Annotated in this window: 20 protein-coding genes and 1 pseudogene; 16 read left to right on the top strand and 5 right to left on the bottom strand. The window is 71.5% G+C overall.

The genetic code is table 11. The features are described from left to right. The 10 genes and pseudogenes from Raf01_RS45340 to Raf01_RS45385 form a co-directional block, all read left to right on the top strand. Positions 1–316, top strand: a pseudogene (locus Raf01_RS45340) (hypothetical protein); the annotation flags it as partial. After that, complete coding sequence (locus tag Raf01_RS45345) at positions 313–1500, top strand: ferritin family protein (RefSeq protein ID WP_203924368.1); 1188 nt, start codon at positions 313–315, stop codon at positions 1498–1500. The pseudogene Raf01_RS45340 and the gene Raf01_RS45345, both read left to right, overlap by 4 nt. Continuing rightward, positions 1497–1877 carry a propane 2-monooxygenase effector subunit MimD gene (gene mimD, locus Raf01_RS45350; protein WP_203924369.1) on the top strand — a complete coding sequence of 127 codons (381 nt, stop codon included), beginning with the start codon at positions 1497–1499 and terminating at the stop codon, positions 1875–1877. Before Raf01_RS45345 ends, mimD begins: the two co-directional genes overlap by 4 nt. A gap of 28 nt (positions 1878–1905) precedes the next feature. Then, positions 1906–2952, top strand: a complete 1047-nt coding sequence (locus Raf01_RS45355; RefSeq protein ID WP_203924370.1) for an amidohydrolase family protein — start codon at positions 1906–1908, stop codon at positions 2950–2952. Beyond that, entirely contained in the window at positions 2952–3698 is a 747-nt protein-coding gene (locus Raf01_RS45360; RefSeq protein ID WP_203924371.1) for an iron-sulfur cluster assembly protein, read from the top strand. The genes Raf01_RS45355 and Raf01_RS45360 overlap by 1 nt, the downstream gene beginning before the upstream one ends. After that, positions 3695–4720, top strand: coding sequence for an NAD(P)-dependent alcohol dehydrogenase (locus Raf01_RS45365; RefSeq protein WP_203924372.1), 1026 nt, complete (start codon positions 3695–3697; stop codon positions 4718–4720). The genes Raf01_RS45360 and Raf01_RS45365 overlap by 4 nt, the downstream gene beginning before the upstream one ends. Before the next feature lie 48 nt (positions 4721–4768). Continuing rightward, on the top strand, positions 4769–6460 hold the full coding sequence (gene groL, locus Raf01_RS45370) for a chaperonin GroEL (protein ID WP_203924373.1): 1692 nt from the start codon (positions 4769–4771) through the stop codon (positions 6458–6460). A gap of 2 nt (positions 6461–6462) precedes the next feature. Then, positions 6463–7785, top strand: a complete 1323-nt coding sequence (locus Raf01_RS45375) for an Nramp family divalent metal transporter (RefSeq protein WP_308442707.1) — start codon at positions 6463–6465, stop codon at positions 7783–7785. 29 nt (positions 7786–7814) lie between these two features. Then, entirely contained in the window at positions 7815–8570 is a 756-nt protein-coding gene (locus tag Raf01_RS45380) for a DUF1295 domain-containing protein (RefSeq protein ID WP_239134491.1), read from the top strand. 12 nt (positions 8571–8582) lie between these two features. Then, positions 8583–9602: an NAD-dependent epimerase/dehydratase family protein gene (locus Raf01_RS45385; RefSeq protein ID WP_203924374.1), complete on the top strand. Its 1020-nt coding sequence runs from the start codon at positions 8583–8585 to the stop codon at positions 9600–9602. A gap of 69 nt (positions 9603–9671) precedes the next feature. Here the strand turns inward: Raf01_RS45385 and Raf01_RS45390 are convergent, their stop codons facing one another. Continuing rightward, positions 9672–10349 carry a hypothetical protein gene (locus Raf01_RS45390; protein WP_203924375.1) on the bottom strand — a complete coding sequence of 226 codons (678 nt, stop codon included), beginning with the start codon at positions 10347–10349 and terminating at the stop codon, positions 9672–9674. 179 nt (positions 10350–10528) lie between these two features. After that, a complete protein-coding gene (locus Raf01_RS45395) occupies positions 10529–11821 on the bottom strand; it encodes a pectate lyase (RefSeq protein ID WP_203924376.1) in 1293 nt (430 codons plus the stop codon). A 375-nt stretch (positions 11822–12196) separates the two neighbouring features. On the opposite strand from Raf01_RS45395, the gene Raf01_RS45400 reads away from it, so the two are divergent. Beyond that, positions 12197–14485: a hypothetical protein gene (locus Raf01_RS45400; RefSeq protein ID WP_203924377.1), complete on the top strand. Its 2289-nt coding sequence runs from the start codon at positions 12197–12199 to the stop codon at positions 14483–14485. Between the two features lie 215 nt (positions 14486–14700). Then, positions 14701–15684: a glycosyltransferase family 2 protein gene (locus tag Raf01_RS45405; RefSeq protein ID WP_203924378.1), complete on the top strand. Its 984-nt coding sequence runs from the start codon at positions 14701–14703 to the stop codon at positions 15682–15684. Positions 15685–15721: 37 nt separating this feature from the next. On the opposite strand, the gene Raf01_RS45410 is transcribed toward Raf01_RS45405, so the two are convergent. Both Raf01_RS45410 and Raf01_RS45415 read right to left on the bottom strand, forming a co-directional pair. Continuing rightward, positions 15722–16537, bottom strand: coding sequence for a class I SAM-dependent methyltransferase (locus Raf01_RS45410; RefSeq protein ID WP_203924379.1), 816 nt, complete (start codon positions 16535–16537; stop codon positions 15722–15724). Then, positions 16534–17784 (bottom strand): glycosyltransferase, encoded by a 1251-nt coding sequence (locus tag Raf01_RS45415; protein WP_203924380.1) that lies wholly within the window; start codon positions 17782–17784, stop codon positions 16534–16536. Before Raf01_RS45415 ends, Raf01_RS45410 begins: the two co-directional genes overlap by 4 nt. 115 nt (positions 17785–17899) lie before the next feature. Here Raf01_RS45415 and Raf01_RS45420 point away from each other — a divergent pair, with 115 nt between their 5' ends. The 4 genes from Raf01_RS45420 to Raf01_RS45435 all read left to right on the top strand — a co-directional run bounded on the left by Raf01_RS45420 (position 17900) and on the right by Raf01_RS45435 (position 23311). Continuing rightward, positions 17900–19069, top strand: coding sequence for a lysylphosphatidylglycerol synthase domain-containing protein (locus Raf01_RS45420; protein ID WP_203924381.1), 1170 nt, complete (start codon positions 17900–17902; stop codon positions 19067–19069). A 149-nt stretch (positions 19070–19218) separates the two neighbouring features. After that, on the top strand, positions 19219–20859 hold the full coding sequence (locus Raf01_RS45425; protein ID WP_203924382.1) for a DUF2079 domain-containing protein: 1641 nt from the start codon (positions 19219–19221) through the stop codon (positions 20857–20859). Continuing rightward, positions 20856–22361: a glycosyltransferase 87 family protein gene (locus tag Raf01_RS45430; protein WP_203924383.1), complete on the top strand. Its 1506-nt coding sequence runs from the start codon at positions 20856–20858 to the stop codon at positions 22359–22361. The genes Raf01_RS45425 and Raf01_RS45430 overlap by 4 nt, the downstream gene beginning before the upstream one ends. 251 nt (positions 22362–22612) lie before the next feature. Next, the gene (locus Raf01_RS45435) at positions 22613–23311 is read left to right on the top strand and encodes a LuxR C-terminal-related transcriptional regulator (RefSeq protein WP_239134492.1); all 699 of its coding nucleotides are present in this window, start codon (positions 22613–22615) and stop codon (positions 23309–23311) included. 132 nt (positions 23312–23443) lie between these two features. On the opposite strand, the gene Raf01_RS45440 is transcribed toward Raf01_RS45435, so the two are convergent. Further along, positions 23444–25835: beta-glucosidase family protein (locus Raf01_RS45440; protein ID WP_203924384.1), on the bottom strand; the 2392-nt coding region annotated here is incomplete at its 5' end.

A 25835-nucleotide genomic window follows, 5' to 3' on the forward strand; every position in this document is an offset into this window, starting at 1 on the left:
GCCGGCCCTGTCCGAGCCCGCCCTGTCCGAGCCCGCCCTGTCCGAGCCCGCCCTGTCCGAGCCCGCCCTGTCCGAGCCCGCCCTGTCCGAGGACGCCGGGGACGACGGCTGGTCCGGCGAGACCGGTCTGATCACCGACGTGCTGGCCCGCCACGAGAGCGACCTGTCCGGTGCGCACGCCTACGTGTGCGGGCCGCCACCGATGGTCGAGGCGGCGATGCCGCTGCTGATCACGCTCGGCGTGGCCGAGAAACACATCTACTACGACAAGTTCACCACCACCGGTACGACAGAGGTTGGGGGAACGGCCCAATGACTACAGCGCAGGAACAGACCGTACCGAAGCAGCGCAGCCTGCCACAGCCCGTGTTCACCGACGCCGAGGCCGGGGCCCGGGAGTTCCCGGACTCCACCGCGCGCCGGTTCAACTACTTCACTCCGGCCAAGCGCAAGCAGACCCACTACGAGGACGTGACGGTCGAGGTACAGCCCGACCCGCGGCACTACCTGGCGCAGGGCTGGCTGTACGGGTTCTCCGACGGCCGCGGCGGGTACCCGCTGGACTGGACCGCGTGCAAGGCGTGGGGCTCCGACCGCCCCGAGCCGGAGCGGTTCCCGGGTTCGGGCGGCCGGGGCTACGACTGGCCGGCGCACGGCTGGCACGAGTTCCGCGACCCCAACGAGGAGTGGGAGCTGAGCCTGTACCGGTACAACTCCAACGTCGTCCGGCAGGTCGCCCAGAACGTCGAGAACGCCCGGCAGGCCAAGGCGTTCGCGCAGTGGAGCCCGAACTGGGTGCGCTTCGTGGAGCGCAACGTCGGCGCCTGGATGCACGTCGACCACGGCCTGGGGCTGTACCTGTTCGCCAACGCCAACCGGCGCGCGCCGACGAACATGCACAACAACGCCATCTCGGTGAACAGCATGCACCGCATCCGCGCCGCACAGGACCTGGCGCTGTACAACCTCACGCTGTCCGAGGAGATCGACGGGTTCGACGGCGTGGCGCACCTCGACGCGTGGAACAACGACCCGGCCTGGCAGGGTGTCCGGGACACCGCCGAGGCGCTGACCGCCATCGACGACTGGTGCGAGGCAGTCTTCGCCGCCAACGTCGTGTTCGAACCGCTGGTCGGCGAGCTGTTCCGCAGCCACCTGGTCCAGCACGCCGCGCCTCGCAACGGCGACTTCGTCACGCCCACCATCGTCGGCGCGGAGGAGTACGACTTCGCCGAGCGCGACCTGCGCTACACCCGGGCGATGTTCGAGCTGCTGACCGGCGACCGCGAGTTCGCCGACCACAACAAGACTCTGCTGGGGCAGTGGCTGTCCGCCTGGGTGCCGCGCTGCATCACTGCCGCCCGCAAGCTCCAGCCGCTGTGGTCGCAGCCCGACGCCAAGCCGCCGCGGTTCGAGGACGCGCTGGACGCGGCGAAGAGCCGAGTCGCCGGCATCCTGTCCGACCTCGACCTCGCCACACCGAAGGAGTTGGCGCAATGACTGGGACAACGAGCAGGTTCGTGATCGCCGAGAGTCCGTTCAAGTCGGACAGCACGGCCTCCAACAAGTGCGGTTTCACGTTGATGAACAACCAGGTCGGCGTCGTGGTCGCCGAGGTCATGCGCGGCAAGCCGAACGTCACCGTGATGCCGTTGCCGTCGATGATCAGGGTCGACGCGGTCGGCCGGATGGACATCGTCTACGACGAGGTCTCCGAGGCGCTGGGCGAGGAGCCCGGCTACTTCGACGCCGCCGAGTTCGAGGAGAACATGTCGACGCACTACGGCCGGATGATCCACGAGGACGACCGCACGATCATGTTCGCCAACCCCGAGGACGCGGCCGAGTACATCGGATTCGACCTGCGGGTCGGGTGAGCCCGCGGGCCGGTGAGAGGAGGGACCAGTGTACGAGAAGGACGGCGAGAAGTACTTCGTGGTCGACAGCCACATGCACTACTGGAACGCGGCCCCCGACAACTGGGTACCCGGAGCGGAACAGTACGCCAAGGGCTGGATCGAGTGCTTCCACGCGTACCAGGGGCTGGGGCCGGCCGAGACCCACTGGCCGATCGAGAAGTTCCAGAAGTACTCCGAGGAAGACCTCATGCGCGACGTCTTCGCCGACGGGTACGTCGACGTGGCCGTCTTCCAGCCGACGTACCTGAAGGAGTGGTACCGGGAGGGCTTCAACACGACTGAGCGCAACGCCGCCCTGGGCGAGAAGCACCCGGGCAAATTCATCGCCAACACCCGGTGGGATCCGCGCGAGGGCGACGAGGGGTTGAAGGCGCTCAAGGCCAACGTCGAGCGCTACGGATCCAAGGGCGTGAAGCTGTACACCGCCGAGTGGCGGGACGGCTCGCGCGGCTGGACGCTGCGCGACCCGGAGGCGTACCGGTACCTGGAGGCGTGCCAGGAACTCGGCATCGTGAACATCCACGTCCACAAGGGACCGACGATCTGGCCGCTGGACAAGGACGCCTTCGACGTCTCCGACGTCGACCACGCCGCGACCGACTTCCCCGACCTGAACTTCATCGTCGAGCACGTGGGCCTGCCGCGCATCGAGGACTTCTGCTTCATGGCCACCCAGGAACCGAACGTGTACGCGGGCCTGTCCGTGGTCATCGGCGGCCTGATGCACGCCCGGCCGAAGTTCTTCGCGAAGGTCATGGGCGAGCTGCTGTTCTGGGTCGGCGAAGACAAGATGACGTTCGGCAGCGACTACGGGATCTGGGAACCGAAGTGGCAGGTCGAGGGGTTCGTCGACTGGGACTACCCGAGTGACGAGTTCTCCGACTACCCGCGGATCACCACAGCCACCAAGAAGAAGATCCTGGGTCTGAACGCCGCACGGCTGTACGGCATCGACGTACCGGCGGAGTGCCGGCTGGAGGGCGGTCAGGGCGTACCGGCCCAGCGGGAGGCCGCCCAGCTGGTCGAGCCGTGATGACCGGCACCACCGTGGTGCCCGGCCGGGAGCGCGTCGAGGCCCCGGCAGCCGGGAGGGCCGATGTCCTCGCCGCGCTGGAGACGGTGCGCGATCCGGAGTTGGACGAGCCGATCACGGCGCTCGGTTTCGTCACCGCGTGCACCGTCTCCCCGGCCGGCGACGTGCGGGTACGGCTGCGGCTGCCGACGTACTTCTGCGCGCCCAACTTCGCGTTCCTCATGGTGGCCGACGCGTACGACGCGGTCAGCGCCACCGCCGGCGTGCGCGGCACCGAGGTGGTGCTCGAAGACCACTTCGCCGCCGAGGCCATCAACGGCGGGGTGGCCGCGCGGGCCGGGTTCGCCCGGTCGTTTGCCGGACTGGCCGAGGGGGAACTGCACGACCTGCGCGCCGATTTTCTGCGCAAGGCGGTACTGGCGGGCACCGACCGGGTGTGCCGGCCGCTGGTCGACGCCGGCGCCACGCCGGCCCGGCTGGCCGAGCTGACTCTCGGCGAGGTGCCCGCCGGCCGGGACCTCGACCGGCTACGGCGCCGTCGCGCCGAGTTGGGGCTGCCGGCCGGCGACGGCGACCCGCTGCTGATCGAGCCGTCGACCGGAGTACCGGTCGGGGCCGGCGCGGTACCGCTGCACCTGCGCCGGGCACGCGTCACCCGGGTCGGTGCCGACGCGAACACCGGCATCTGCCGGGGCATGCTCCGGCACCGGTACGCCGACACGGGGTTAGGTGAGGAGGAGCCATGAAAGCCGTCCGATTGCACGGGTACCACCAGCAACCCGTCGTGGAGGAGGTGCCGGAGCCGTCCGTCAGCGGGCCGCTCGACGTCGTCGTGAAGATCGGTGGGGCCGGGGTGTGCCGTACCGACCTGCACATCATCGAGGGCCAGTGGGCCGAGGCGATGCACCCGGCGCTGCCGTACACGATCGGGCACGAGAACGCCGGCTGGGTGCACGAGGTCGGCTCGGCCGTCACCAACGTCCAGGTCGGCGACACCGTGATCCTGCACCCGACGCCGACCTGCGGCCTGTGCCGGGCCTGCCGGGCGGGCCAGGACATGCACTGCGCGAACAGTTCCTTCCCCGGGCTGGACAGCGACGGCGGGATGGCCGAATACCTGCTCACCTCGGCCCGGGCCTGCGTCAAGCTCGACCCGCAGACCCGCCCGCAGGACGTGGCGGCGCTGGCCGACGCCGGCATCACCGCCTACCACGCGGTCCGCAAGGCCGTCCCGCTGCTGTACCCGGGAACCACCTGCGTGCTGATCGGCGCGGGCGGGCTCGGCCACATCGGCATCCAGTGCCTGGCCGCGCTGACCGCGACGACCATCGTCGTGGTGGACCGCAACGCCGACGCGCTCAAGCTCGCCGCGCAGTTGGGCGCGCACCACACGGTGCTGGCCGACGGCGGCCAGGTCGACGCGGTCCGGGCGCTCACCGGCGGCGCCGGTGCCGAGGTGGTCCTCGACTTCGTCGCCGAGCAGGGCGCCGAGCAGGACGGGTTCGCGATGACCGCGCGGACCGGCTCGTACTACGTCATCGGGTACGGCGGCGCCGTCCACATCCCGACGCTGGACATCATCTCCACCGAGCGCAACATCGTCGGCAACATCGTCGGGACCTACAACGAACTCGCCGAGCTGATGGTCCTCGCTCAGACCGGGAAGGTCACCCTGCACACCAGGGCGTACCCGCTGGACGCCGCGACCGACGCGCTCGCCGATCTGGACGCCGGACGGGTACGGGGACGCGCCATCCTCGTTCCCTGACCGCCGGCACCGCAGGTACGCAGACACCCAACCCTCCCGGGAGTACCGATGGCCAAAGAACTACGTTTCGGAGCGCAGGCCCGCGGCCTGCTGATGGCCGGTGTCGACCAGTTGGCCGAGGCGGTCAAGTCGACGCTCGGGCCCAAGGGGCGCAACGTCATCCTCGAGAAAATCACCGGGACGCCGGTGGTCACCAACGACGGTGTGACCATCGCCCGGGAGATCCACCTGAAGAACCAGTTCGAGAACATGGGTGCCCAGCTGGTCAAGGAAGCCGCCATCAAGACGAACGACATCGTCGGTGACGGGACGACCACGGCCACCGTGATCGCGCAGGCGATCGTGCACGAGGGCATGGCCGCGATCGACGCGGGCGCGAATCCGGTCCTCGTCAAGCGCGGCATCGACCTGGCCGTCGCGCGGCTCGTCGAGCACCTGCGGCAGGTGGCCCATCCGGTGGTCACCGAGGAGGACTACGCGCGGGTCGCGGCCATCTCGGCCAACGACGACGACACGGTCGGCGCGGTGATCGCCAAGGCGCTGTACACGGTCGGCGACGCGGGTGTCGTGACCGTGGAGGAGTCGCCCGCGAACGGGATGAGTGTCGACTTCGTCGAGGGGTTCCAGTTTGACAACGGGTACCTGTCGCCGTACATGGTGACCAACCCGGCCAGCCTCGAAGCGGTGGTGGACGACCCGTACATCCTGTTGTGCAGCGAGAAGATCACCAAGGTACAGCAGCTGATGCCGCTGCTCGACAAGATCATGCGGGCCCCCCGGCCGCTGGTCATCGTCGCGGAGACCGTCGAGGGCACCGCGCTGAGCATGCTGGTGCACAACCACGCCAACGGGGTGTTCCAGTGCGTCGCGGTGCGGGCGCCCGGCTTCGGCGACCGCCGGCTGCACAAGCTGGAGGACATCGCCGCGCTGGTCGGCGGCGCGGTCTACAGCCGGCAGTGCGGGTTCACCCTGGAGACCATGACGCTCGACCAGTTGGGCCGGGCCGACCAGGTACGGGTCAACGCCGACAGCACGGCCATCGTCGGCGGCGCGGGCTCGGCCGAGGGCGTGCGCTTCCGGCTCGACCAGCTGCGCGCCGAGCTGAGCCGGGCAACGTTCGGCATCGACGAGGACGTGCTGACCGAGCGGATCGGGTCGCTGTCCGGCAGGGTCGCCGTCATCAAGGTCGGCGCGCCGACGAACGCGGAGCTGAAGGAGTTGCAGCACCGGGTCGAGGACGCGCTGTCCGCGACCCGAGCCGCGATGGCCGAGGGCATCGTGGCCGGTGGCGGCGCCGCGCTGCTGCACGCCGAGGGGGCGCTGGCCGACCTCCAGGTCAAGGACGACAACGCGGTCGGGGTCGAGATCGTCCGGAGGGTACTGACCGAGCCGGCGTACCTGATCGCCGCGAACGCCGGGTACTCCGGCCACGAAGTGGTCACGCAGATCTCCGGGCTCGGCCAGGACCACGGGTTCGACGCCCTCCAGGGGCGCTATGGCGACATGATCGAGATGGGGATCGTCGACCCGCTGCGGGTGGCCCGTTCGGCGCTGCAGAACGGCGCTTCGGTGGCCGGGCTGCTGCTGACCACGAACACCCTGATCGCCGAGGAGCAGACACCCTGGGGCGGCAGCCCGGCGCTGATGACCGAGTACGGCGCGCTGGACGAGGGGCTGCACCAACCCTCGCCGGACTCCAGCACGCCGCAGTCGCTCGGGCTCGGCCCGTCGATCGGCTGACCGTGGTTCCCCGAACCGGTGAATCCGCGCTGTGGGCGCCGGCGGTCTCCGCCGGCGCCCCGACGTCACCGCCCCGGTCCGCCGCCCGGCCGGCGCTGCAGACCCTGCGCTCGCGGGGCCGGCTGCGCGGAGTGGTGGCCCTGCTCGGGCCGGCATTCGTCGCCGCGGTCGCGTACGTCGACCCGGGCAACTTCGCCACCAACGTCAGCGCCGGGGCCACCTACGGGTACGCGCTGGCCTGGGTCATCGTGGTGGCCAACGCGATGGCCATGCTCGTTCAGTACCTGTCGGCCAAGGCCGGCCTGGCCACCGGGCGCGACCTGCCGGAGCTGTGCCGGGCGCACCTGCCCCGCGCGGTGTCCCGGGGCCTGTGGGTACAGGCGGAGTTGATCGCGATGGCGACCGACCTGGCCGAGTTCGTCGGCGCCGCGATCGGGCTGAACCTGCTGTTCGGCGTGCCGCTGTTCCCGGCGGGGCTGCTGACCGCCGTGGTCGCGTTCGCGATCCTGGCGCTGGAGCAGCGGTACGGCGCCCGCCGCTTCGAGCTGGCGATCGGCGCGCTGCTCGGCATCGTGTCCCTCGGATTCGCGTACGACCTGGTCACGGTCGGGGCGGACCCGCCCGGCGTCGCGGCCGGCCTGGTGCCGGGCTTCCCCGACCACGACAGCGTGCTGCTGGTCGCCGGCATCATCGGGGCGACCGTGATGCCGCACGTGGTCTACCTGCACTCCGCCCTGACAAAGGCCCGGGTGTACTGCCGCGACGAGGCCCAGCGCCGGGAGTTGCTGCGCTTCCAGCGGCTGGACGTCCTGGTCGGCCTCGGCGTCGCCGGGCTGATCAACCTGTCCATGCTGGTCATCGCGGCGAGCCTGTTCAACCGCGCCGGCATGGTGCACGTCGACTCGATCGAGGCGGCACACGCCGGGCTCGGCCGGCTCGTCGGCGGCGGCGCGGCACTCGCGTTCGCGGTGGCCCTGCTGGCCTCGGGCCTGTCCTCGTCCAGCGTCGGCACGTACGCCGGGCAGGTCGTCATGCAGGGCTTCATCCGCCGCCGGATCCCGCTGCCGGTACGGCGTGGGCTGACCATGCTGCCCGCCCTGGTGGTGCTCGGGCTGGGGCTGCCGGCCACCGCCAGCCTGGTGGTCTCCCAGGTGGTGCTGTCGTTCGGCATCCCGTTCGCGCTCATCCCGCTGGTGCTGCTGACCCGCCGTGCGGACATCATGGGCGGGCTGGTCAACCGGCCGGTGACGACCGCGCTCACCGGCGGCATCGCGTCGGTCATCATCGTGCTGAACGGGTATCTGCTCTACGCCACGCTGATCTGAAATCCGTGACGTGAATTAGAATTCGACACGTGCCCGCCTCCGGCCTGTACCGCGCGTTCGTGTCGCTGGAGTTGGCGCTGGCCGTCGCCACGTTCGTCGGACTGCGCCTGATCCGGGCGCCCTACGGCAGATACGTGCGCGGCGGCTGGGGCCCGACGATCCCGGCCCGGCTCGGCTGGCTGCTCATGGAGAGCCCGGCCTGCCTGGTCTTCGTCGGGGTCTACGCGGCCGGCCCGCACCGCGGCGCCCCGGTTCCCCTGGTGCTGCTCGGGCTGTGGCAGGTCCACTACGCGCACCGCGCGTTCGTCTACCCGCTGCGGCTGCGTGGCGGCGGCCGGATGCCGCTGGCCGTCGCCGGGCTCGCGGTCACGTTCAACGTCCTCAACGCGTCCGTCAACGCGCGCTGGGTGTCGGCGGCCGGCGACTACCCGCTGCGCTGGCTCGCCGATCCCCGCTTCCTGATCGGTGCCGCGCTCTTCCTGTTCGGCCTCGGACTCAACCTCCGCTCCGACCAGACGCTGCGGTCCCTGCGCGGACCGGGGGAGACCGGCTACAAGGTGCCGCGCGGGGGCGCGTTCCGCTGGGTGTCGTGCCCCAACTACCTCGGCGAGATCGTCGAGTGGAGCGGCTGGGCGCTGGCCACCTGGTCGGTACCGGGCCTGGCATTCGCGGTCTACACCGCGGCAAACCTGGTGCCCCGGGCGCTGTCCCACCACGACTGGTACCGGCAGCGATTCGTCGACTACCCGCCCGGCCGGCGGGCCCTGATCCCTTACATCCTCTAGGAAGGAGCGTCGATGAAGATTCTGCTCACCGGCGCCTCCGGCAACATCGGCTCGCACACCCTGCCGCAACTGGTCGGCCGTGGCCACCAGGTGCGCTGCTTCGCCCGGCTCAGCACGGTCAACCGGCGGCTGGCCCGGCAGTGGGCGCCCGAGGCGGAGGTGGCCTGGGGCGACGTCACTGACCCGAACGCGGTGGCCCGCGCGGTCGACGGGGTGGACACCGTCATCCACCTCGCCGCGATGATCCCGCCGCTCGCCGACGAGCACTCCGACCGGGCGCGGGAGACCAACGTCGGCGGCACGGCAAACGTGGTGGCCGCCTGCCTCGCCCAGCCCACCGCGCCGCGGCTGCTGTTCAGCTCCACGTTCGACGTTCACGGGATCACGCTGGACCGGCCGCCGCCGCGGCACGAGGACGATCCGCTGATGGCGACGAACCCATACACTTCGCACAAGATCGAATGCGAGTCGATGATCCGGGCCTCCGGCCTGAACTGGGCCATCTTCCGCCTCGCCGACGTGCCGATCCTGAGCGTCCGCGAGCCGCACCCGATCATGTTCGAGATCGGCCTGGACAACCGGATCGAGTCGCTGCACGCCGACGACGCCGGTCTGGCGATCGCCAACGCGCTGGAGCAGCCGGAGGTGTGGGACCGGGTGCTGTTCATCGGCGGCGGCCCGTCGTGCCAGCTGACCTACCGGGAGTACCTGACCCGGATGCTGGCCGCGATGGGCGTGGAGCCGTTGCCGGACGACGCGTTCAGTTCCGCGCGGTACGCCACCGACTGGCTGGACACCCGGGAGAGCGAACGGCTGTTGCGCTACCAGCGCCACACGTTCGAGGACATCGCCGAGGCGGTCGCCGCGAGCCTGGGCTGGAAGCGTCGCCTGGTGCCGCTGGCCACGCCGCTCGCGCGCGCGGCGATCCTGCGCCTGTCGCCGTACTACCGGGCCCGGGCGCGCCTGCACCGGACCGGCCGGACGATGCCCCGACCGGCGCGGCCCGGCCCCGGCGTGGGCTCCGGTTCCTGACGCGCTCCCGGCCGGGCCTCGCCCGCTTCGCCGCGGCCCGGTTCACTGCGGCATGGTCGCGATGGCGGCTCAGGTGTCGGACGGGATCCGATCGTCGGGTGCCGGAGGCCGGACCGCGTTGGTCAGCATCGGACCGATCCTGCCGAGTACCGTCCCCAGCGCGCGCCGCAGCGCCGGTGCCGGAGTGCCGTCCGGGGCCGGCTGCTGCCAGTGGTGCCCGACCAGTGAGGCGTACACGGTCAGGGTCTGCGCGGCCGTCGCGAAGTCCAGCGTGCTGAGCAGTTCGTCGGCGACACCGAACGGTACCGACAGCGGCAGCGGACCGCGGGCGTACTCGACCGCCCACACGCCGTCGGTGAAGTTCATGGCGCGTGCCTGGTTGGGCCCGACATATACCCGGTCGGCCGGCTGGTAGACGCGCTTGTCGAACTGGCCCTCGCCGTAGTACCACATCTCACCGTCGATGACGGTGTCCCAGAAGCCGACCGCGTGCCGCCCGGAGTGCCCCTCGGAGCCGATCGGGGTGCCCCAGATCATGATGTACTCGAACAGCGACGCGTAGTAGAGCTTCATCTGGATCATGGCGCCGCCGGCGTTGCTGAAGATCCATGGCTGGTCCAGATCCAGCCGCTCGGGATAGCTGCTCTCCATCGCCTCGGCGAAGGCGTCGAACATGGCGGGTTTCGGCTTGCCCAGGCAGGCCAGCGCGCACTCGTGGACGGTGTCGGGGTCGAACACGTAGGCCATCGGCTCGCTCCTGTTCGGTCGGGGCGTGCTTCCAGATTGGTCCGGCTCGGCGCGTCTGGCGCCGCGCGACGACCCGGACCAGTCGAGCCCATTGTCGCGGTTCGCGGGCGCGAAGCCACCATCCATTGTGGACGGAAGCTCCGCGCCCGGTGAACGCTGCCGGGTGACCGGCCGCCCGATCAGCGGTACGTGATGTCCGATGACGAGTAGAGGCAGTACGTGCTGTCGGCGCCGCTGCCGGTCTTTACCGGCTCATCGCCGTCGTCGTTGCCGGTGTACTTGTCGCAGATACTGATCTTCCTGCTGCTGTCGCCGATGATGGTGATGCCGGAGAACCTGGCGCTGTCGCCGTAGTTGGTGTTGATGCCGGCGATCGCGCTGCCCGGAGAGGTGACCCAGACGTTCTGGATCTGCACGGACCGCTTGTACTGCGACGAGCAGTTGCCGCACGACCGGTACAGCTTCCCGAAGTCGGAGACCTGGAAGTTGCGGATGATGAACGTGCCCGGCCCGTTGTGCTGGAACACCTTGTCGTCCGCGTGTCGCGCGCCGCCACCGTCGATGGTCATCGTCTGCGACGACGAACTGCCCTTGAGCGTGGCCGCGTCCTCGCCGACGTCCTCCCACCACACGTTGCGCAGCGTGCAGGTCGCCTCGCAGTGGATGCCGTCGACACCGGGTGCGCCGATGATGACGTTCTGCAGCGTGCCGCCGCTGGGCAGGTCGAAGACCGGTTGCTGGTCCTCGTCCTGGTCGCCGCCGCCCAGGCCGGACGCTGTGTACCGGCGCAGCTGCCCGTCGTACGTGCCGGACACCTTGATGGTCGCGGTGACCGTGACGCTGCCGGTCGCGGTCGGCCACGCGGGCGGGTTGCCGCCGGTCGGAGGCGCCGTGGTGCGGGTGGGCGTCGGGGTGGGACTGGTCCGCGTCGGCGTCGGACTGGGGGCGGATGTCCTGGTACCGGTCGGCGTGGGGGTGATTGTCGTGGGATTGCCGGTGCAGGCGACACCGTTGAGGGTGAAGCTGGCCGGTGCCGGGTTGGCGCTGGTCCAGGTGGCGTTGAACCCGGCGGAGGTGGAGGCGCCGGTACCGAGGGCCCCGTTGTAGCCGGCGTCGGTGACGGTGACCGCGCTGCCGCTCTGGCTGAACGTCCCGTTCCACCCCGAGGTGACCTGCTGCCCCGCGGTGAAGCTGAATTTCAGGGTCCAGGCGGTGAGCGGGTCGCCGAGGTTGGTGATGGCGAGACTGCCGGTGAAGCCGCCCGGCCACTGGGAGGTCACCGAGTACGCGACCCGGCAGCCGGCCGCGGCGGCCTGTGCCGAGACGGTGGTGACAGCGGCGGCGGCCAGCGCGGTGCTGGCCGCGAGGGCGCCGCCGAGCAGCGCGATGCGGCGTCTCCTGGTGAGCAGCCTTCTGGTGAGCGGCTTTCTGGTGAACAGCCTTCTGGTGAGGATGCGCCCATTGCTGAGCATGACTGTCTCCTGCGGGGGTCTGGGCGCCATGGCCCGGTCGCGGCGCGCGTCGGCGATCCGGTGAGCCACTCGCGTTGCCCACGCGAGGGAAGCCTGCAAGGTCCCAGCGGGTACCCATGCTAAGAAAGCTCCCGCCAGTTGGGCAATGACTGCGCTGTGCAGGTTTGTTGCAGTATGCGCGTCCGTTACCCGAATAGAATCGAGAGGCCGCGACAGCCGGTACCGCACCAAGCGAAAGGGCGCAAGCGGAGGCGGGTGTCGAGTCCGTCCCCAGTTGTCGGCAATGATGTGGGCCGGACCTCCGGTCGAGGCGCGGTCGCTACCATCCGTACGACGCCGTCCACCAGCGGCCGGCGAGGTGGGGAGACGCCCAGCGTGTTTGGTACCGATGTGGCCGAGAGCAAGCCCGACGCCACGGTGGGGGACCCGCGCGGGCTCCGCGACGGCTCAGCGGTCGTCGGCACCGGCGAGGGCAACCTGCCCGGCCGCGTGTTCGGCCTCCTGTCTCTGGTTCCGGTGTGCGCGCTGACCGGATGGTTGCTGGCGGCGTTCCCGCTCGCGGCGCTCGGCGTGTTCCGGCCGGTCGTGGTGCTTCCGGTGGCGACGGTCGGCGCCGTGGTCGCGCTCTGGCTGGGCCTGGCACTGATCCGCCGGCCCCGGACCGCGATCCGGGCGCCGTGGTGGTCGGTCCTGGCCACCGGGGCGATCACCGTCGGGTTCGCGGTGTTCACCGCGTTGACACACAGCGAGCACGTCATTCCCCGTCGTGACGCCGGCTCCTACATCCAGATCTCGTACTGGCTCGCCCACCACCAGGCGCTGACCTATCCGTATCCGGCCGCCGCCTTCGGGCCGACGCCGGGCAACCTGGGCTTCGGCAGCCCCGCCTTCTACGAGCACGGCAGCGCGCTGGTCCCGCAGTTCATGACCGGCTGGCCGATGCTGCTGGCCGCCGTCGACTGGGGTTGGGGCTGGGGCGGCATGCTCGTGCTGCCGGCGGTGATCGGCGGCTGCGCGATTCTCGCGGTGGCGGGACTGGCCGCCCGGCTGATCGGCGCTCGCTGGGCGCCGCTCGCGGCGTTCCTGATCGCCTCCGCGTGGCCGGTGCTGCGGGTGGCGCAGAGCACCTTCTCCGAGCCGTTGGCGTTGCTGATCCTGGCCGGCGGCAGTTGCCTGCTCGTCGACCTGATCGTGACGACGAAAGCCGGCCCGGCGGTCGCGACGAGCGCTGGCCCGGCGGTCACGGCGAAAGCGGACGGCGGCGGGCAGATCGGGGACCGGGACATCAACCGGATCCGCCGGGTCGCTTTCGCCGCCGGGCTGGTGTTCGCCGGCGGAGAGTTGGTGCGGCTGGACTTCGGCATCGACGTCGCGCTGACCCTTCCGGTACTGGCCGGGCTGTGGCTGTTCCGCCGGCGTGCGGTGTGGCCGTACCTGGCCGGCGTGGGCGTCAGCGGTGCGCTCGGGCTGATCGACTGCCTGTTCGTCACCCGCCCGTACGTCCAGGTGAACATCTCCTCGGTCGAGCTCATGGTCGCCGCGATGTTGGCGATCGCCGTCGTGACGGTCCTCGGCGCGCTCGCCGCACGGCGGTACGGGCGGTCGCTGTGGGTGAGTCGATGGTGGCGGGTGGTACCGGTCGCCGGTGGTGTCGCGGTACTGGTGATCGCGATCGGCCTTGTCGTGCGGCGGTACGTCTCGGTGGACCATTCGGTCACCGACGCCGGAGTCCGGCAGTTCACCGAGACGGCACAGCGCCGGCTCGGGCTTCCGCTGGACGGTTCGCGCGGCTATGGGGAGCAGAGCGTCTGGTGGGTCGCCTGGTACCTGGGTTGGCCGGTGCTCGCCGCCGCGCTCGCCGGGGCGGTCGCGCTGACCATCCGGGTGTTGCGCGGGCGCGAGCTGGCGTGGGCCGGCGTTCTGCTGGTGTACCTGGGTTCGTCCGTGTTGACGCTGCTGCGTCCCGGCATCACGCCCGACCATCCGTGGGCGGACCGCCGGCTGGTCGTCGAGGTACTTCCCGGCATGGTGCTGTTTGCCACCTGGGCGGTCGCGGAGGGCAACCGCTGGCTGCGCGCACGGGTACGCGGCGCGGCCGCACAACCGAACCCGGCCGCGCGATCGAACCCGGCCGCACAACCGAACCCGGCCGCACAACCGAACCCGGCCACGGAACCGAACCCGCCCGCGGCACGGCGCCGGTTCGCGGTAACCGGAACCGTCGCACTGCCCTGGGCCCTCACGGTGGCGGTGGTCGCGGTGCTGGTCGTGCCGATCTGGAAGGCGACCGGGCCGGTCGCGGAGGACCGCACCGAACTCGGTGAACTCGCCGCGATGGCCGGAGTGTGCCGCGCGTTGCACAGCAACGATTCGGTGGTTCTCACCGATACGTTGTGGGCGCCCACGATCCGGGCACAGTGCCAGGTCCCGGTCGCACATCTCAACGACCCGACGACAGCCGCGCTCGATCAGGTGACGGCGAGCATCCGCTCGGCGGGCCGTACTCCGGTCATCGCGGGTACTCAGCACGACGCGTTGAGCGACCTGGGCCTGGATCCGGTCCGGGCCGTCCGGCTGCGTACCCGGCAGGATCAGCAAGAGCTGATCCAGCGACCGGACGGCACAATGCCGCTGCTGCTTGACTTCTGGGTCGCCCGACCGTAATCGCGTCGCTGCCGCGAGTGACTCGACGTGGCACGTGGTAACGATGACCGCGCTCGCCGTCACGGGAACCCGGGGGAGGATCCCTTCGCAAGCGGCCTTGGAAAGCCGGTTGGCCCACGTGGGACTATTGTCGGGCAGAGGGACCAGGGCGAAGGCGCGGAGCCGCGGCACCGTGCGACGGGTCTGGGCCGAGTAAAGCGAAATCCGATGTGACGATGGGAGTCGGAAAGGCGATGCTCGCCGACCCGGAACAGACAGTGTTGCTGCCCGGTAGCCTTGCGCTTCCACCCCTCGGCGAGAATGCTGACGCCCCGCCGCCACGCGTCACCATCGTGTTGCCGTGTTACAACGAGGAAGCTCACGTCAAGCTCGAGGTCGCACGCATCTGCGACGCGATGGACGCCTCGGGTTACAGCTACGAGGTGCTCGCCGTCGACGACGCGTCGACGGACTCGACACTCGACGTGCTGCGCGAGGCCGAGGCGGCGTACCCGAACGTGAAGGTGGTTCCGTTCCTCCGCAACGGTGGTGCGGGCACGGTGCGCCGGATCGGCTCACAGGCGGCCCGGGGCGACATCGTGGTGTGGACCGACGCCGACATGACGTACCCGAACGAGCGCATCCCGGAACTCGTCCGCCTGCTCGACGAGAACCCCGCCATCGATCAGGTGGTCGGCGCGCGCACCACCGAGGAGGGCACCTACAAGCTGCTGCGCGTACCGGCGAAGTGGTTCATCCGCAAGGTCGCCGAGTGGCTGATCGACCAGCGGATCCCCGACCTCAACTCGGGCCTGCGCGCGTTCCGGCGCGAGGTGGCCCAGCCATACCTGCGGCTGCTGCCCACCGGATTCTCCTGCGTCACGACGATCACGTTGGCGTTCCTGTCCAACCAGCACGACATCCAGTACCTGCCGATCGAGTATGCGCGGCGGTCGGGACGCTCGAAGTTCCGGTTCGTGGCCGACGGTTACCGGTACATCCTGCAGGTACTGCGCATGGTGATGTACTTCAACCCGATCAAGGCACTGATGCCGCTCGCGTTGTGGTTGCTCGCGATCGGCGTGGTCAAGGCCGTGGTGGACGTCGCGGTGCACCCGGTGCGGCTGGCCACCAACACCGTGCTGATCTTCCTCACCGGCCTGATCATCGGTTCGCTCGCGTTGCTCGCCGACCTCATCGTCCGGTCCAGACCCGACTGACGGTCCAGACCCCACTGACGCGGGTCCGCCGGCCCGGTCAGGTGCCTTCGGCGAGCCGGGCGCGGACGACCAGGCCGGTACCGGTGTGCGGGAAGGCTCGCTGCACGATCCGGAACGGCGCGGTACCCCAACGGGCCGCCGCCCCGTACGCGCCGCCGCTGGGCTGCAGAAGCCGCCCGGACCCGGCGGTGCGCTCCTCGACGGACATCGTGGCCAGGCGGGCCATCCGGCGCCGACCGACCGCGTTGCGCGCGGTCTCCAGCAGGTACCCCAGCGGCGTCCCGTACTCGCGGACCTCGATGTCGGAGAAGCCGCACCGGGTCAGCAGCGCGCTCATCACCTCAGGGTCGTACCGGCGGAAATGCCCCGCCATGTGGTCGGCCGGCCCGAACCGGCGCTGGTGCGCCGGCACCGAGAGCATGAGCCACCCACCGGGACGCAGCCGGGCCGCCCAACCGGTCACCGCGGCCGCGTCGTCCTCGATGTGCTCCAGTACCTCGAACGCGCACACCAGGTCGAAACTCCGCGCGTCGAGCGTCTCCACCGTGACGTTGCGTACCTCCCCGGTGCCGCCCACTCCGGCCATCCGCCGAGCGGCCACGGCGTACGACTCCGGATCGGGCTCGACGCCCAGGTACCGGTACCGCAGGGCGAGCCGCGCGCCGAGCGCTCCCTGGCCGCACCCGACCTCCAGCACGTCCCGGATGCCGTCGGGCAGCATGCGGCCGACCAGGTCGAAGCGCAGCCAGGCGTTGGGGGTCAGCGGAGCGAGCGTGTCCAGCCTGCCGCCCCGTCCCGCCCCGGCCGTCGATGGTTCGGTCGTCGATGGTTCGGTTGTCGATCGCTCGGTCACCTGCTCCGTCCTCCGTCCACGTCATGTCGCGTGCTGTCACGTCCCGCGCTCGCCGTACTCGTCGCGCGGCCTTCACCGTGCCCGTCCTGTACCCCGGGAAGCCGGTCCAGCAACGGCGCCACGATCCGGGCCGGGGAGAACCGGTCCCGGGCGAGTCGCCCGGCCCGGTCCCGCATCCGGTCCAACTCGGCGCGATCACCGGCCAGCCGCAGCAGGGCGCCCGCCAGTTCGTCCGCGTCGCCGGGGGGCACGAGGACGGCGGCGTCGCCCAGCGCGCGCCGCTGCGGCGGAGTGTCCGACGTGACGATCGCGCATCCCGCGGCGGCACCCTGGAACACCTTGTTGGGCACGACCCGCCTCGCCTTCGGCCCGGTACCGAAGATGCCCAGGCAGACATCGTGCGCGGCGACCAGCCCGGGCAGCTCGGCCGCCGGTACCCAGTCCAGCCAGCGCACGTCCGGGTTGGCCGCGGCTGCCCGCCGGGCCTCGGCCAGGTCCTGCCCGGCGCCGATCATGGTGACCCGGATCCCGGAGCCGGCGAGCGCGCCCAGCGCGGCCCCGATCACCGGAGTGCCCTGTAACGGTGTGTAGAGGCCGTAGAACACCACGTGGAGCGGGCCGGGCTCCCCTCCGATGGCTCGCGCCCCTCCGCCGTCCCGCGCCGCCGGCGACGGGTCCGGCTCGACCGGGCCGGACAAGCGCCGGGACCCGGACCGGTCGGCGAACCACGCGGTCGGCGCCCCCACCGGGACGACGACGCCCCGGGGGCGGTGCCGGTCCGGTAGCGCGGCGAGGTGTTCCTCGGTGTCGACCAGGATCACGTCGGCGGCGCGTAGGGCCGCGGAGTCGATCAGGCTCAGCAGCGCGCCGCGGGCGCCTCCACCGGCCCGCCGGTCCCGGGCCGTGTCACTCGCCCCGATCAGGTGGTCGAGCAGCACCGGTACCCGCCGGAAGATCAATCTCGCCAGGTGGACGTCGAAGTGCCCGAGGTACCCGACCAACACCGCGTCCGGCCTGGGGCCACGCCGGGCAGTTCGGGTCAGAACCGTCCAGCATCGGACGATCCGGACCAGCAGCCCGACCACCCGCCACGGCTGGGTGAGCATGGCCACCCGGTCCGCGGTGGAGAGGCCGAGCGGGGCGTTGCACTCGGCGACGTCGACGCCGGAGGTTCGCAACCCCTCGGCGATCGTGGCGACACGCGGGTGCATCGCGGCGTCGTACGTGCCGAAGACGAGTACCCGCATGACGTCACACCCTAGTGGGACGCGCCGGGCCACCGGAAACGTGCCGCGGCGGATCCGTCATGATCGACTGCTCACCGCCGTCCGCCCGGCCCAGCCTCTTCACTAAGCTCGCACCATGCCCGAGCAGCCGGTCGCCGCCGCCGAGCCGGACGGCCGGCCGCTGGCCGAACCGCCCGCGCCGAGCGGAGGAAGGCGTGGTCCGCTGACCGTGATCGTCCGGTTGCTGACCGGGCGCGTCGTGCGGTGGGGCTTCGTGGTCGTGGCCGCCGCGCTGTGCGCGCTCGAGATTCGTGATCAATGGACGGCGGTACGGTCCGCGCTCGGGCACCTCGGCGTCCTCCCGGTGGCCGGCGCGCTGGTGGCCGTCCTGCTCGGGCTGACGGCCGGGATGCAGTCCTGGCGGGTACTGCTGGCGGCGCTCGGCTCGCCGCTGCCGCTGCGCTCCGCGGCCGGGGTGGTGTTCGTCGGCCAGCTGGGCAAGTACGTTCCCGGCTCGATCTGGCCGGTACTCGCGCAGATGGAGCTGGGCCGGGCCCATCGGGTACCGCGCCGCCGCTCCGCGACCGCCTCCGCGCTGACCATGCTGTTGTCGCTGGCCGCCGGCCTGATCGCCGCGCTGCTCACGCTGCCGTTCCTGGCCGGTGGCGCCGCGGCCCGGTACCGCTGGGCTTTCCTGCTCGCCCCGGTCCTGCTGGCCTGCCTGCACCCGCGGGTGCTCAACCCGGTCCTGAACCGGCTGCTGCGGCTGGCCCGCCGCGCCCCGCTCGAACAGCCGCTCACCGGGCGCGCGGTGGCCACCGCGCTGGCCTGGGCACTCGCCTCCTGGATCCCGTACGGCGCTCAGGTCTGGGTGCTCGCGGTGCGCCTCGGCGCGTCGCCCGGCCGGGCCGCGGTGCTGTCGGTCGGCGGTTTCGCGTTCGCCTGGAGCGTCGGCTTCCTCGCGGTGTTCGTGCCGGCCGGGGTCGGCGTGCGCGACCTGCTGCTGGTCGCGGTGCTCGGGACCACGATGCGTACCGGTGACGCGACCGCGATCGCCCTGGTGTCCCGCCTGCTGATGACGGCCGGCGACCTCTGCGCGGCCGGGCTGGCCGTCGCGTTCACCCGACCGGGCCGGCGCGTGCGCGGCGGTTCCGGCGGCGGCGACCATACCGGCGGCCCGGATGGCGGCGACCATACCGGCGGCTCCAGCGGCGACCACGGTGGCGGCCCGGGCGGCTCCCATGGCGGCCCGGGCGGTGGCTCCGGTGACGCGTCGTCGCTGGCGACCGGACCCGGACCCCGGTGAGCGGCACCGCGGCGGGACACGGGCCCCGGGCGCGGGCCTCCGAAAAGCCAGCGCCAGAGCCATCCCTGAAGGAAGCGTCGGAGCCAGCGCCGGAGTCAGGGTCGGAGTCGTCCCACCCGGTCCCGGCGGCCGGAGCCGACTCCGGCGGAGTGGCCGCACCGGCGGTCGGGGTACGCCGGTTCCCGGTCGGCGACCGGGTGGGCGTGGCCGTCATCGCCGGTCTTGCCGCCGTCCTCTACCTCGCGCTGTCGTTCAGCCAGTACCACACGTTCCGGACCAGCACGTACGACCTCGTCATCTTCGACCAGGCCGAGCGGTCGTACAGCCGGTTCGGGCTGCCGGTCGCGATCGTCAAGGGCGTCCACAACGGCTTCGGTACCGCCTTCTCGATCCTCGGCGACCACTTCTCGCCGATCCTCGCCGTGCTCGCTCCGCTGTACTGGATCCACGACGGGCCGCAGACGCTCCTGGTCGCGCAGGCGCTGCTGTTCGCCTCGGCGGTCGTACCGCTGTTCGCCTTCGCGCGCCGGGAACTGGGTACCCGGCCGGCCTACCTGGTCGCGGCCGGCTACGCGCTGTCCTGGCCGGTGGCGCAGGCGGTCGCGTTCGACTTCCACGAGGCCGCGTTCGCGCCGGTCCTCACCGCGCTGTTGTTCGAGCGGTACTCGGCTTTCCGGCACGGCCGCGGCCGGTGGTGGCAGGTCGCCCTGGCGGCGGTGGCGCTGTTGACCGTCAAGGAAGACGTCGGGTTGCTGGTCAGCGCGTTCGGGCTGTGCCTGCTGGCGAGCGCCGTGCGGCCGGTGCCGCGTCGCCGTACGCAGGTGCTGCTCGGACTCGCGTTCGCCGCCGGCGGGCTGCTGGCGGTCGCGGTCACCACCCGGTACGTGATCCCCGCCTTCGGCGGCCGGTCGGACTACTACTGGCGGTACGGGCAGTTCGGCCCCACCGTACCGACCGCGGCGTGGGGCATCGTGACCCATCCGCTGGACGCGCTGCGCACGTTCGTCCAGCCGGAGATCAAGGTGCGTACGCTGCTCTGGCTTCTGGGCATGGCGGCGCTCGCCCCGCTGGCGTCGCCGTACCTGGTGCTGGCGCTGGCTCTGCTCGCCGAGCGGATGCTGGCCGACCAGACCAGTTGGTGGGGGCTGGACTTCCACTACAACGCGTTCCTGGTGATCCCGCTCCTCGCCGCGGGCATCGACGGTGTGGCGCGCATCCAACGCTGGTGCGCGGGGCGGGCGGGCGTTGGGCGGTCGGGCGTTGGGCAGTCGGGCGTTGGGCGGGCGGGCGCGGGGAGCCGAGGCGGGCGCGAGGCGCGCGCGGAGGGGACCGGTTCCCGGATCCGCGCGTTCGTCGCCCGGCGGGGCGGGCTCGTGTGGGCGTGCGCCGTCCTGGCGGTCGCGCTCGCCGCGGTGCCGTCGTTCGCGTTCGACCGGCTGCTGCACGGTCCGGCGTGGCAGCGCGACAGCGCACAGCGGGCGGCGGCGTCGGCCGTCGCCCAGGTGCCACCGGGGGTCACCGTCGAGGCCGCGGACACGCTCGGACCGCAGCTGTCGGGGCGCGACACGGTACTGCTGTGGGACCGCCTGCCGCGCTGGGCCCCCTGGGTGGTGGCCGACGTGCACAGCCACGAGTTCCCGTTCTGCGACCTGCCCGACCAGCTCGACCGGGTCCGATACCTAAAGGACAACGGATACCGGGTCACCTACCAGCGGGACGGTTACCTGGTCCTTCACCTGCCGGACCCGCCGAGACGGCTGTCGACCGCACCGTCGCCGGGCTGCCCGTGAACCGGCTCGCTGGCGCCGCCGGCCTGTTCCTCGCCTCGGTCGCCGGCTGGGCGACGCTGGTCGCGTCCCGGCCCGGTACCTACTGGCAGCAGTCGGACGCGGTGGTGTACCGCGAGGCGGGAGCCGCGGTACGGCACGGTGTCGCGCTGTACGCCCAGACGTTCGGCACCGCGCACCTGCCGTTCACGTACCCGCCGTTCGCCGCGCTCGTCTTCGCCACGCTCAGTCCGCTGAGCTTCCCGGTGTGGCAGGTGATCCTGGCGGTGTCCGGCGTGTGCGGCCTGGTCCTGGCGGCCCACGCCGCGGTGCGCCTGGCCGTCGTGAGCCCGGCCGTGACGAACCCGGCCGTCGTGCGCCCGGCCGCTGACGGGCCGGCCGCTGGCGCCACGGCTGGCGGGGCCGGGACGGCCGGCGGGAGCCGCCGGTCGCGGGACCGGCGGCTGGCGCTGACGTTCACCGTCGCCGCCGTCGGTCTGTGTCTCGAACCGGTCGACCTGACCCTGCACTTCGGCCAGATCAACCTGATCCTGATGGCCCTGGTGCTCGTCGACCTCGCGGCGCCCGACACCGCGCGGTACAAGGGCATCGCGACTGGTATCGCGGGCGGGCTCAAGCTCACTCCGCTGATCTTCATCCCGTACCTGCTGCTGACCGGCCGGGTACGGGCCGCCGTGGTCGGCGCGGCCAGCTTCGCCGGTACCGTGGCGGTCGGCTTCGCCGTCCTCGGGCGGGACTCGGCCGGCTACTGGGGCGGGCAGTTCGCGCAGCCGGGCGACAGTCCGGTGCGCCTGGTGAACCAGTCGCTCAATGGTCTGGTGCTGCGGCTGGCCCACCACGACACCGGCGCCGGCCCGGCGTGGATCGTCGCGGCGCTGGCCGCCGGGGTGGTCGGGCTCGGCGCCGCGGTCGCGGCCGGCCGCCGCGGGCTGGAACTGCTCGGGGTCTGCCTGTGCGCGGTCACCGGGCTGCTGGTCTCGCCGATCTCGTGGTCGCACCACTGGGTGTACGTGGTGGCCGGGCTCGCGCTGGTGATCGCGCGCCCGGCCGGCCCGGCACGCGGCGGTACCCGGGGCACCGATCGCGCCGCTGATCACGGCGCTCCCCGGGACGGAGGCGCTGGGCGACCGCCGGCACGGTTGTCGCGGGTTTGGCGGACCCGATGGGTGCGCCCGGTCGGTGCGCTGGCGGCCGGCGCCGCCCTCGTCGGACTGTTCGGGTGGTGGCCGCTGCGGCTGGGTACGCACGGCGGCATCGACCCGGCGGTCGGGATCCACCCGTCCGGACTGCTGCGCCTGGCCCCGCACGACGGCGGCGCCGAGCTGCACTGGACCGGCTGGCAGCTGGTGTACGGCGACGCCTACGTACTCGCCGCGCTCGCCTTTGTCCTGGGCTCGGCCGGCTGGCTCGTCGCGACGGCGCGGCGGTCGCCCCGGCCCAAGCCGTCGGTCGCTGGCTCCCGCCGGCGAGAAACGGCGGCTGCCGGTCCCCGCCAATACCCATAAAAAGGGCTAATCGGTCTCCCGGCCGTCAATTACCGTCCGTGGTAATGCCGACGGCAAGGGCTTTGGCAAGTCCGTCGGGGGAGGCTGTAGGCAGCGCGATGTCGTGACATCGGAGTCATGCCACTCCGACGGGCAGTCACTGAGAGCGACGAAGCGTGGCACAGCGGGTGATGAAGGATCGGGCGACGGGGGCCGCCGGGTGAGCGAGGTCGGGGGAGACGGGCGATGAGCGAGCTGAGCGAGGCGGAGCGATGAGCGTCATGAATGCCGAGCGGGTCCGGGTCACGAAGGTACTGATCGTCGGTGGTCAAGCGCTGGCCCGGGCCGGGCTGGCGGCGCTGATCCAGGCGGCGCCCGGGGTGGAGGTGGTGGGCCAGGTCGCCACCGGTGACCACGCCCTCACGCTGGCACCGGTGCGGCACCCGGACGTGGTGCTCGTCGACATGGACACCGCCGGAATGGACGGCGTCGCGGTCACCGAGGCGGTCGTGTCCCGGGCCACCGCGTCACGGCCCCGAGTGCTCGTGCTGTGCAGTGCCGCGCTGGAGAGCGTCGACGCCGCGCTGCGGGCCGGGGCGTCCGGGGTCCTGCTGCGGGACACCGCACCGGACCGGCTGGTCGCGGCGATTCACACGGTCGCGGGCGGTGAGGGCCTGTTCGCGCCGAGCGTGAGCCGCCGCCTGATCAGCGCGTACGTTCACCATGCCCGGCCGCGCCGGGACCCGCCGCCGAGCCTGCGCGCGCTGACCGGCCGGGAGATCGAGGTGCTGCGGCTGGTGGCCCGGGGACTGTCGAACACCGACATCGCCGGGGAACTGGTGGTGACCGAGGCGACCGTGAAGACGCACCTCAACCGGACGATGACGAAGCTGAACCTGACCAGTCGGGCGCAGGCGGTCGTGGTCGCGTACGAGACGGGTCTGGTCGCGCCCCGCCGCGCGGTGTCGTAGCGCACCGTGTCGCGGCGCAGCGCGTCGTAGCGGACTGTGTCGTAGCGGACTGTGTCGTAGCCGGCCGCCCGTCCACAACGGGGGTTGCGGTGCCGCGCCGCCGGGGTGCCGTCCGGCGACGCGGCACCACGGTCAGGTGGTGGTCCAGACGAACGTCGCGCTGCCGGTCGCTCCGTCCGCGTCCCGGGCCGCCACGGTCACGGTGGTCGTGCCGGCCTTGGTGGCCGTACCGGAGATCACCCCGGTCGGACTGATCGACAGCCCGTCGGGCAGCCCGGTCGCGGTGTACGTGACGCCGGTCGTGCCCGGCGCGTACGCCCAGCTGACCGCCCTGCCCACCGGACTGCTCATGCCGTGCGGGTTGGCCACCGCCAACGTCCGCTCACCGGATGAGCCGGTCGCGCCCGGTGAGCCAGCCGCGTTACCGCTCATCGTCGTGGCGACCGCGAGGTTGCCGGACAGCGGCAGGCTGCGCGAGGAGTCGCCGACCAGGATCTGGTACGTGCCGGCAGTGGTGCTCCACGCGTTCCCGGCGGTGTCCCAGTGCGCCAGGTCGTGCGCGCTCACCGTGAAGTGGACGGTCTGGGACTGGCCCGGCGACAGCGTGACCCGCTGGAAGCCGCGCAGCTGGTGCACCGGCTCCCCGGTCGAGGCCGGGTCGCCGACGTAGAGCTGGACCACCTCGGTACCGGCCCGGGAACCGGTGTTGGTGACCGTGGCGCTCACCGCCGAGTTGCCGCCGGACAGCGCGCCCACCGACAGGTTGCCGAACCCGAACGTGGTGTAGGACAGGCCGTACCCGAACGGGAACAGCGGCGCGATGTTCTTCGCGTCGTACCACCGGTACCCGACGTCCACGCCCTCGGAGTACTGCACCTGGTTGTTAGTGCCGGGCCACTGCGCGGTGGTGTGCGCGGGCACGTCGGCCAGGCTCGCCGGGAAGCTGACCGGCAGCTTGCCGGACGGGTTCACGTCGCCGAACAGCAGCTCGGCCATCGCGGTACCGATCTGCTGCCCCGGGTAGAAGCCCTCGAACACGCCGGCCACCTGGGCCAGCCACGGCATGGTGGTGGCGGAGTTCGTGTTGAGCACCACGATCGTGCGCGGGTTGGCCGCGGCCACCGACGAGATGAGCTGGTTCTGGCTGCCCGGCAGGTCGATGGTCGGCTGGTCGCTGCCCTCGTTGCCGTAGTTGTTGCTGGCGAACACGATGGCCACGTCGGAGCCGCGGGCCAGCGTGGTGGCAGACGTCAGGTTGCTGCCGTCGTTGTACTGCACCGTGGTGCCTGTCCCGGCCACCCGGTTCTGGATCCCGGTCAGCGGCCACACCGTACCCGAGCTGGTGACGGTGGCACTGCCGCCGCCGATGCTCTGTACGCCGGCGCCGCCGTCCACGCCCAGTACCGCGATGGAGTGGGTGGTCGACGTGGACAGTGGCAGTACCCCGTTGTTCTTCAGCAGGACGGTGCCCTCCTCGGCGCCCTGCCGCGCCACGGCGACGTGGGCGGCGGTGGTGACCGTCGCGGTCGGCGAGCCGGTGTGCGCCTTGTCGAACAGGCCGAACGCGAACATCTGGGTGAGCACCCGGCTCACCATCGTGTCCACAGTGGACTGGCGGACCTGCCCGTTCGCCACGGCCTGCTTCAGGAAGTCGGCGTAGAAGTAGCCGTTGGGCATCTCCATCGTCATGCCGTTGTTCGCCGAGTCCACAGTGGAGTGCGCGCCGCCCCAGTCGCTGGTGACGAACCCGCCGAACCCGGCCTGCTGGTACAGCGCGGTGTTGAGCAGGTACGGATTCTGGCACGCGTACTGGCCGTTGACCGTGCTGTACGCGCACATCACCGACGCGGTGGCACCCGCGGTCACGGCGGTCTGGAATCCGGGAAGGTAGATCTCCTCCAGCGTGCGGGTGTCGACGATCGCGTTGTCGGCCGGCCCGTTGCGGTAGGTCTCCTGGTTGTAGACGGCCGCGTGCTTGGCCTGCGCCATCACGCCCTGGCTCTGGATGCCCCGGATGTCGGCGGCGGCCAGCTGCCCGGTCAGGTACGGGTCCTCGCTGAACGTCTCGAAGTTGCGGCCCCAGCGCGGATCCCGGGAGATGTTCAGCGTCGGGCCGAGCGCCACGTTCACCCCCTTGCCGGCGAACTCGTTGCCGATCGCCGCGCCGTACTGCTGCTCCAGTGCGGTGTCGAAGGTTGCCGCCTGGGTGACCGCCGACGGCATCTGGGTCACGCCGCCCAGCCCGTCCCCGACGCCGGCAGGGCCGTCCTGGAAACCCATGCCCGGGATGCACAGCGACGGGATCCCGGTCAGGTTCCCGATGTACGGCGAGGAGTTGCCGTTGCCGTGCAACAGCGAGATCTTCTGGTCCAGCGTCATCCGGCCCAGCAACTGGGACACCCGCTGCGCGATCGGCGCGGTGGAGCCGACCCACGGGCAGCCGGGGCCGCCGCTCAGCGTGGGAGTGGGACTCGGGCTGGGACTGGTGGCGCCGCCGACGCTGTGTACCACGAATTCCCACAGC

The organism is Rugosimonospora africana (assembly GCF_016862975.1).
In the GTDB taxonomy this organism is placed as follows: domain Bacteria; phylum Actinomycetota; class Actinomycetes; order Mycobacteriales; family Micromonosporaceae; genus Rugosimonospora; species Rugosimonospora africana.

Bases quoted from the DNA above. Each gene is read 5' to 3' on its own strand.
- Raf01_RS45345 (WP_203924368.1), top strand. From the start codon at position 313: ATGACTACAGCGCAGGAACAGACCGTACCGAAGCAGCGCAGCCTGCCA.
- mimD (WP_203924369.1), top strand. From the start codon at position 1,497: ATGACTGGGACAACGAGCAGGTTCGTGATCGCCGAGAGTCCGTTCAAG.
- Raf01_RS45360 (WP_203924371.1), top strand. From the start codon at position 2,952: ATGACCGGCACCACCGTGGTGCCCGGCCGGGAGCGCGTCGAGGCCCCG.
- Raf01_RS45365 (WP_203924372.1), top strand. From the start codon at position 3,695: ATGAAAGCCGTCCGATTGCACGGGTACCACCAGCAACCCGTCGTGGAG.
- groL (WP_203924373.1), top strand. From the start codon at position 4,769: ATGGCCAAAGAACTACGTTTCGGAGCGCAGGCCCGCGGCCTGCTGATG.
- Raf01_RS45385 (WP_203924374.1), top strand. From the start codon at position 8,583: ATGAAGATTCTGCTCACCGGCGCCTCCGGCAACATCGGCTCGCACACC.
- Raf01_RS45390 (WP_203924375.1), bottom strand. From the start codon at position 10,349: ATGGCCTACGTGTTCGACCCCGACACCGTCCACGAGTGCGCGCTGGCC.
- Raf01_RS45395 (WP_203924376.1), bottom strand. From the start codon at position 11,821: ATGCTCAGCAATGGGCGCATCCTCACCAGAAGGCTGTTCACCAGAAAG.
- Raf01_RS45405 (WP_203924378.1), top strand. From the start codon at position 14,701: ATGGGAGTCGGAAAGGCGATGCTCGCCGACCCGGAACAGACAGTGTTG.
- Raf01_RS45415 (WP_203924380.1), bottom strand. From the start codon at position 17,784: ATGCGGGTACTCGTCTTCGGCACGTACGACGCCGCGATGCACCCGCGT.
- Raf01_RS45420 (WP_203924381.1), top strand. From the start codon at position 17,900: ATGCCCGAGCAGCCGGTCGCCGCCGCCGAGCCGGACGGCCGGCCGCTG.
- Raf01_RS45435 (WP_239134492.1), top strand. From the start codon at position 22,613: ATGAGCGTCATGAATGCCGAGCGGGTCCGGGTCACGAAGGTACTGATC.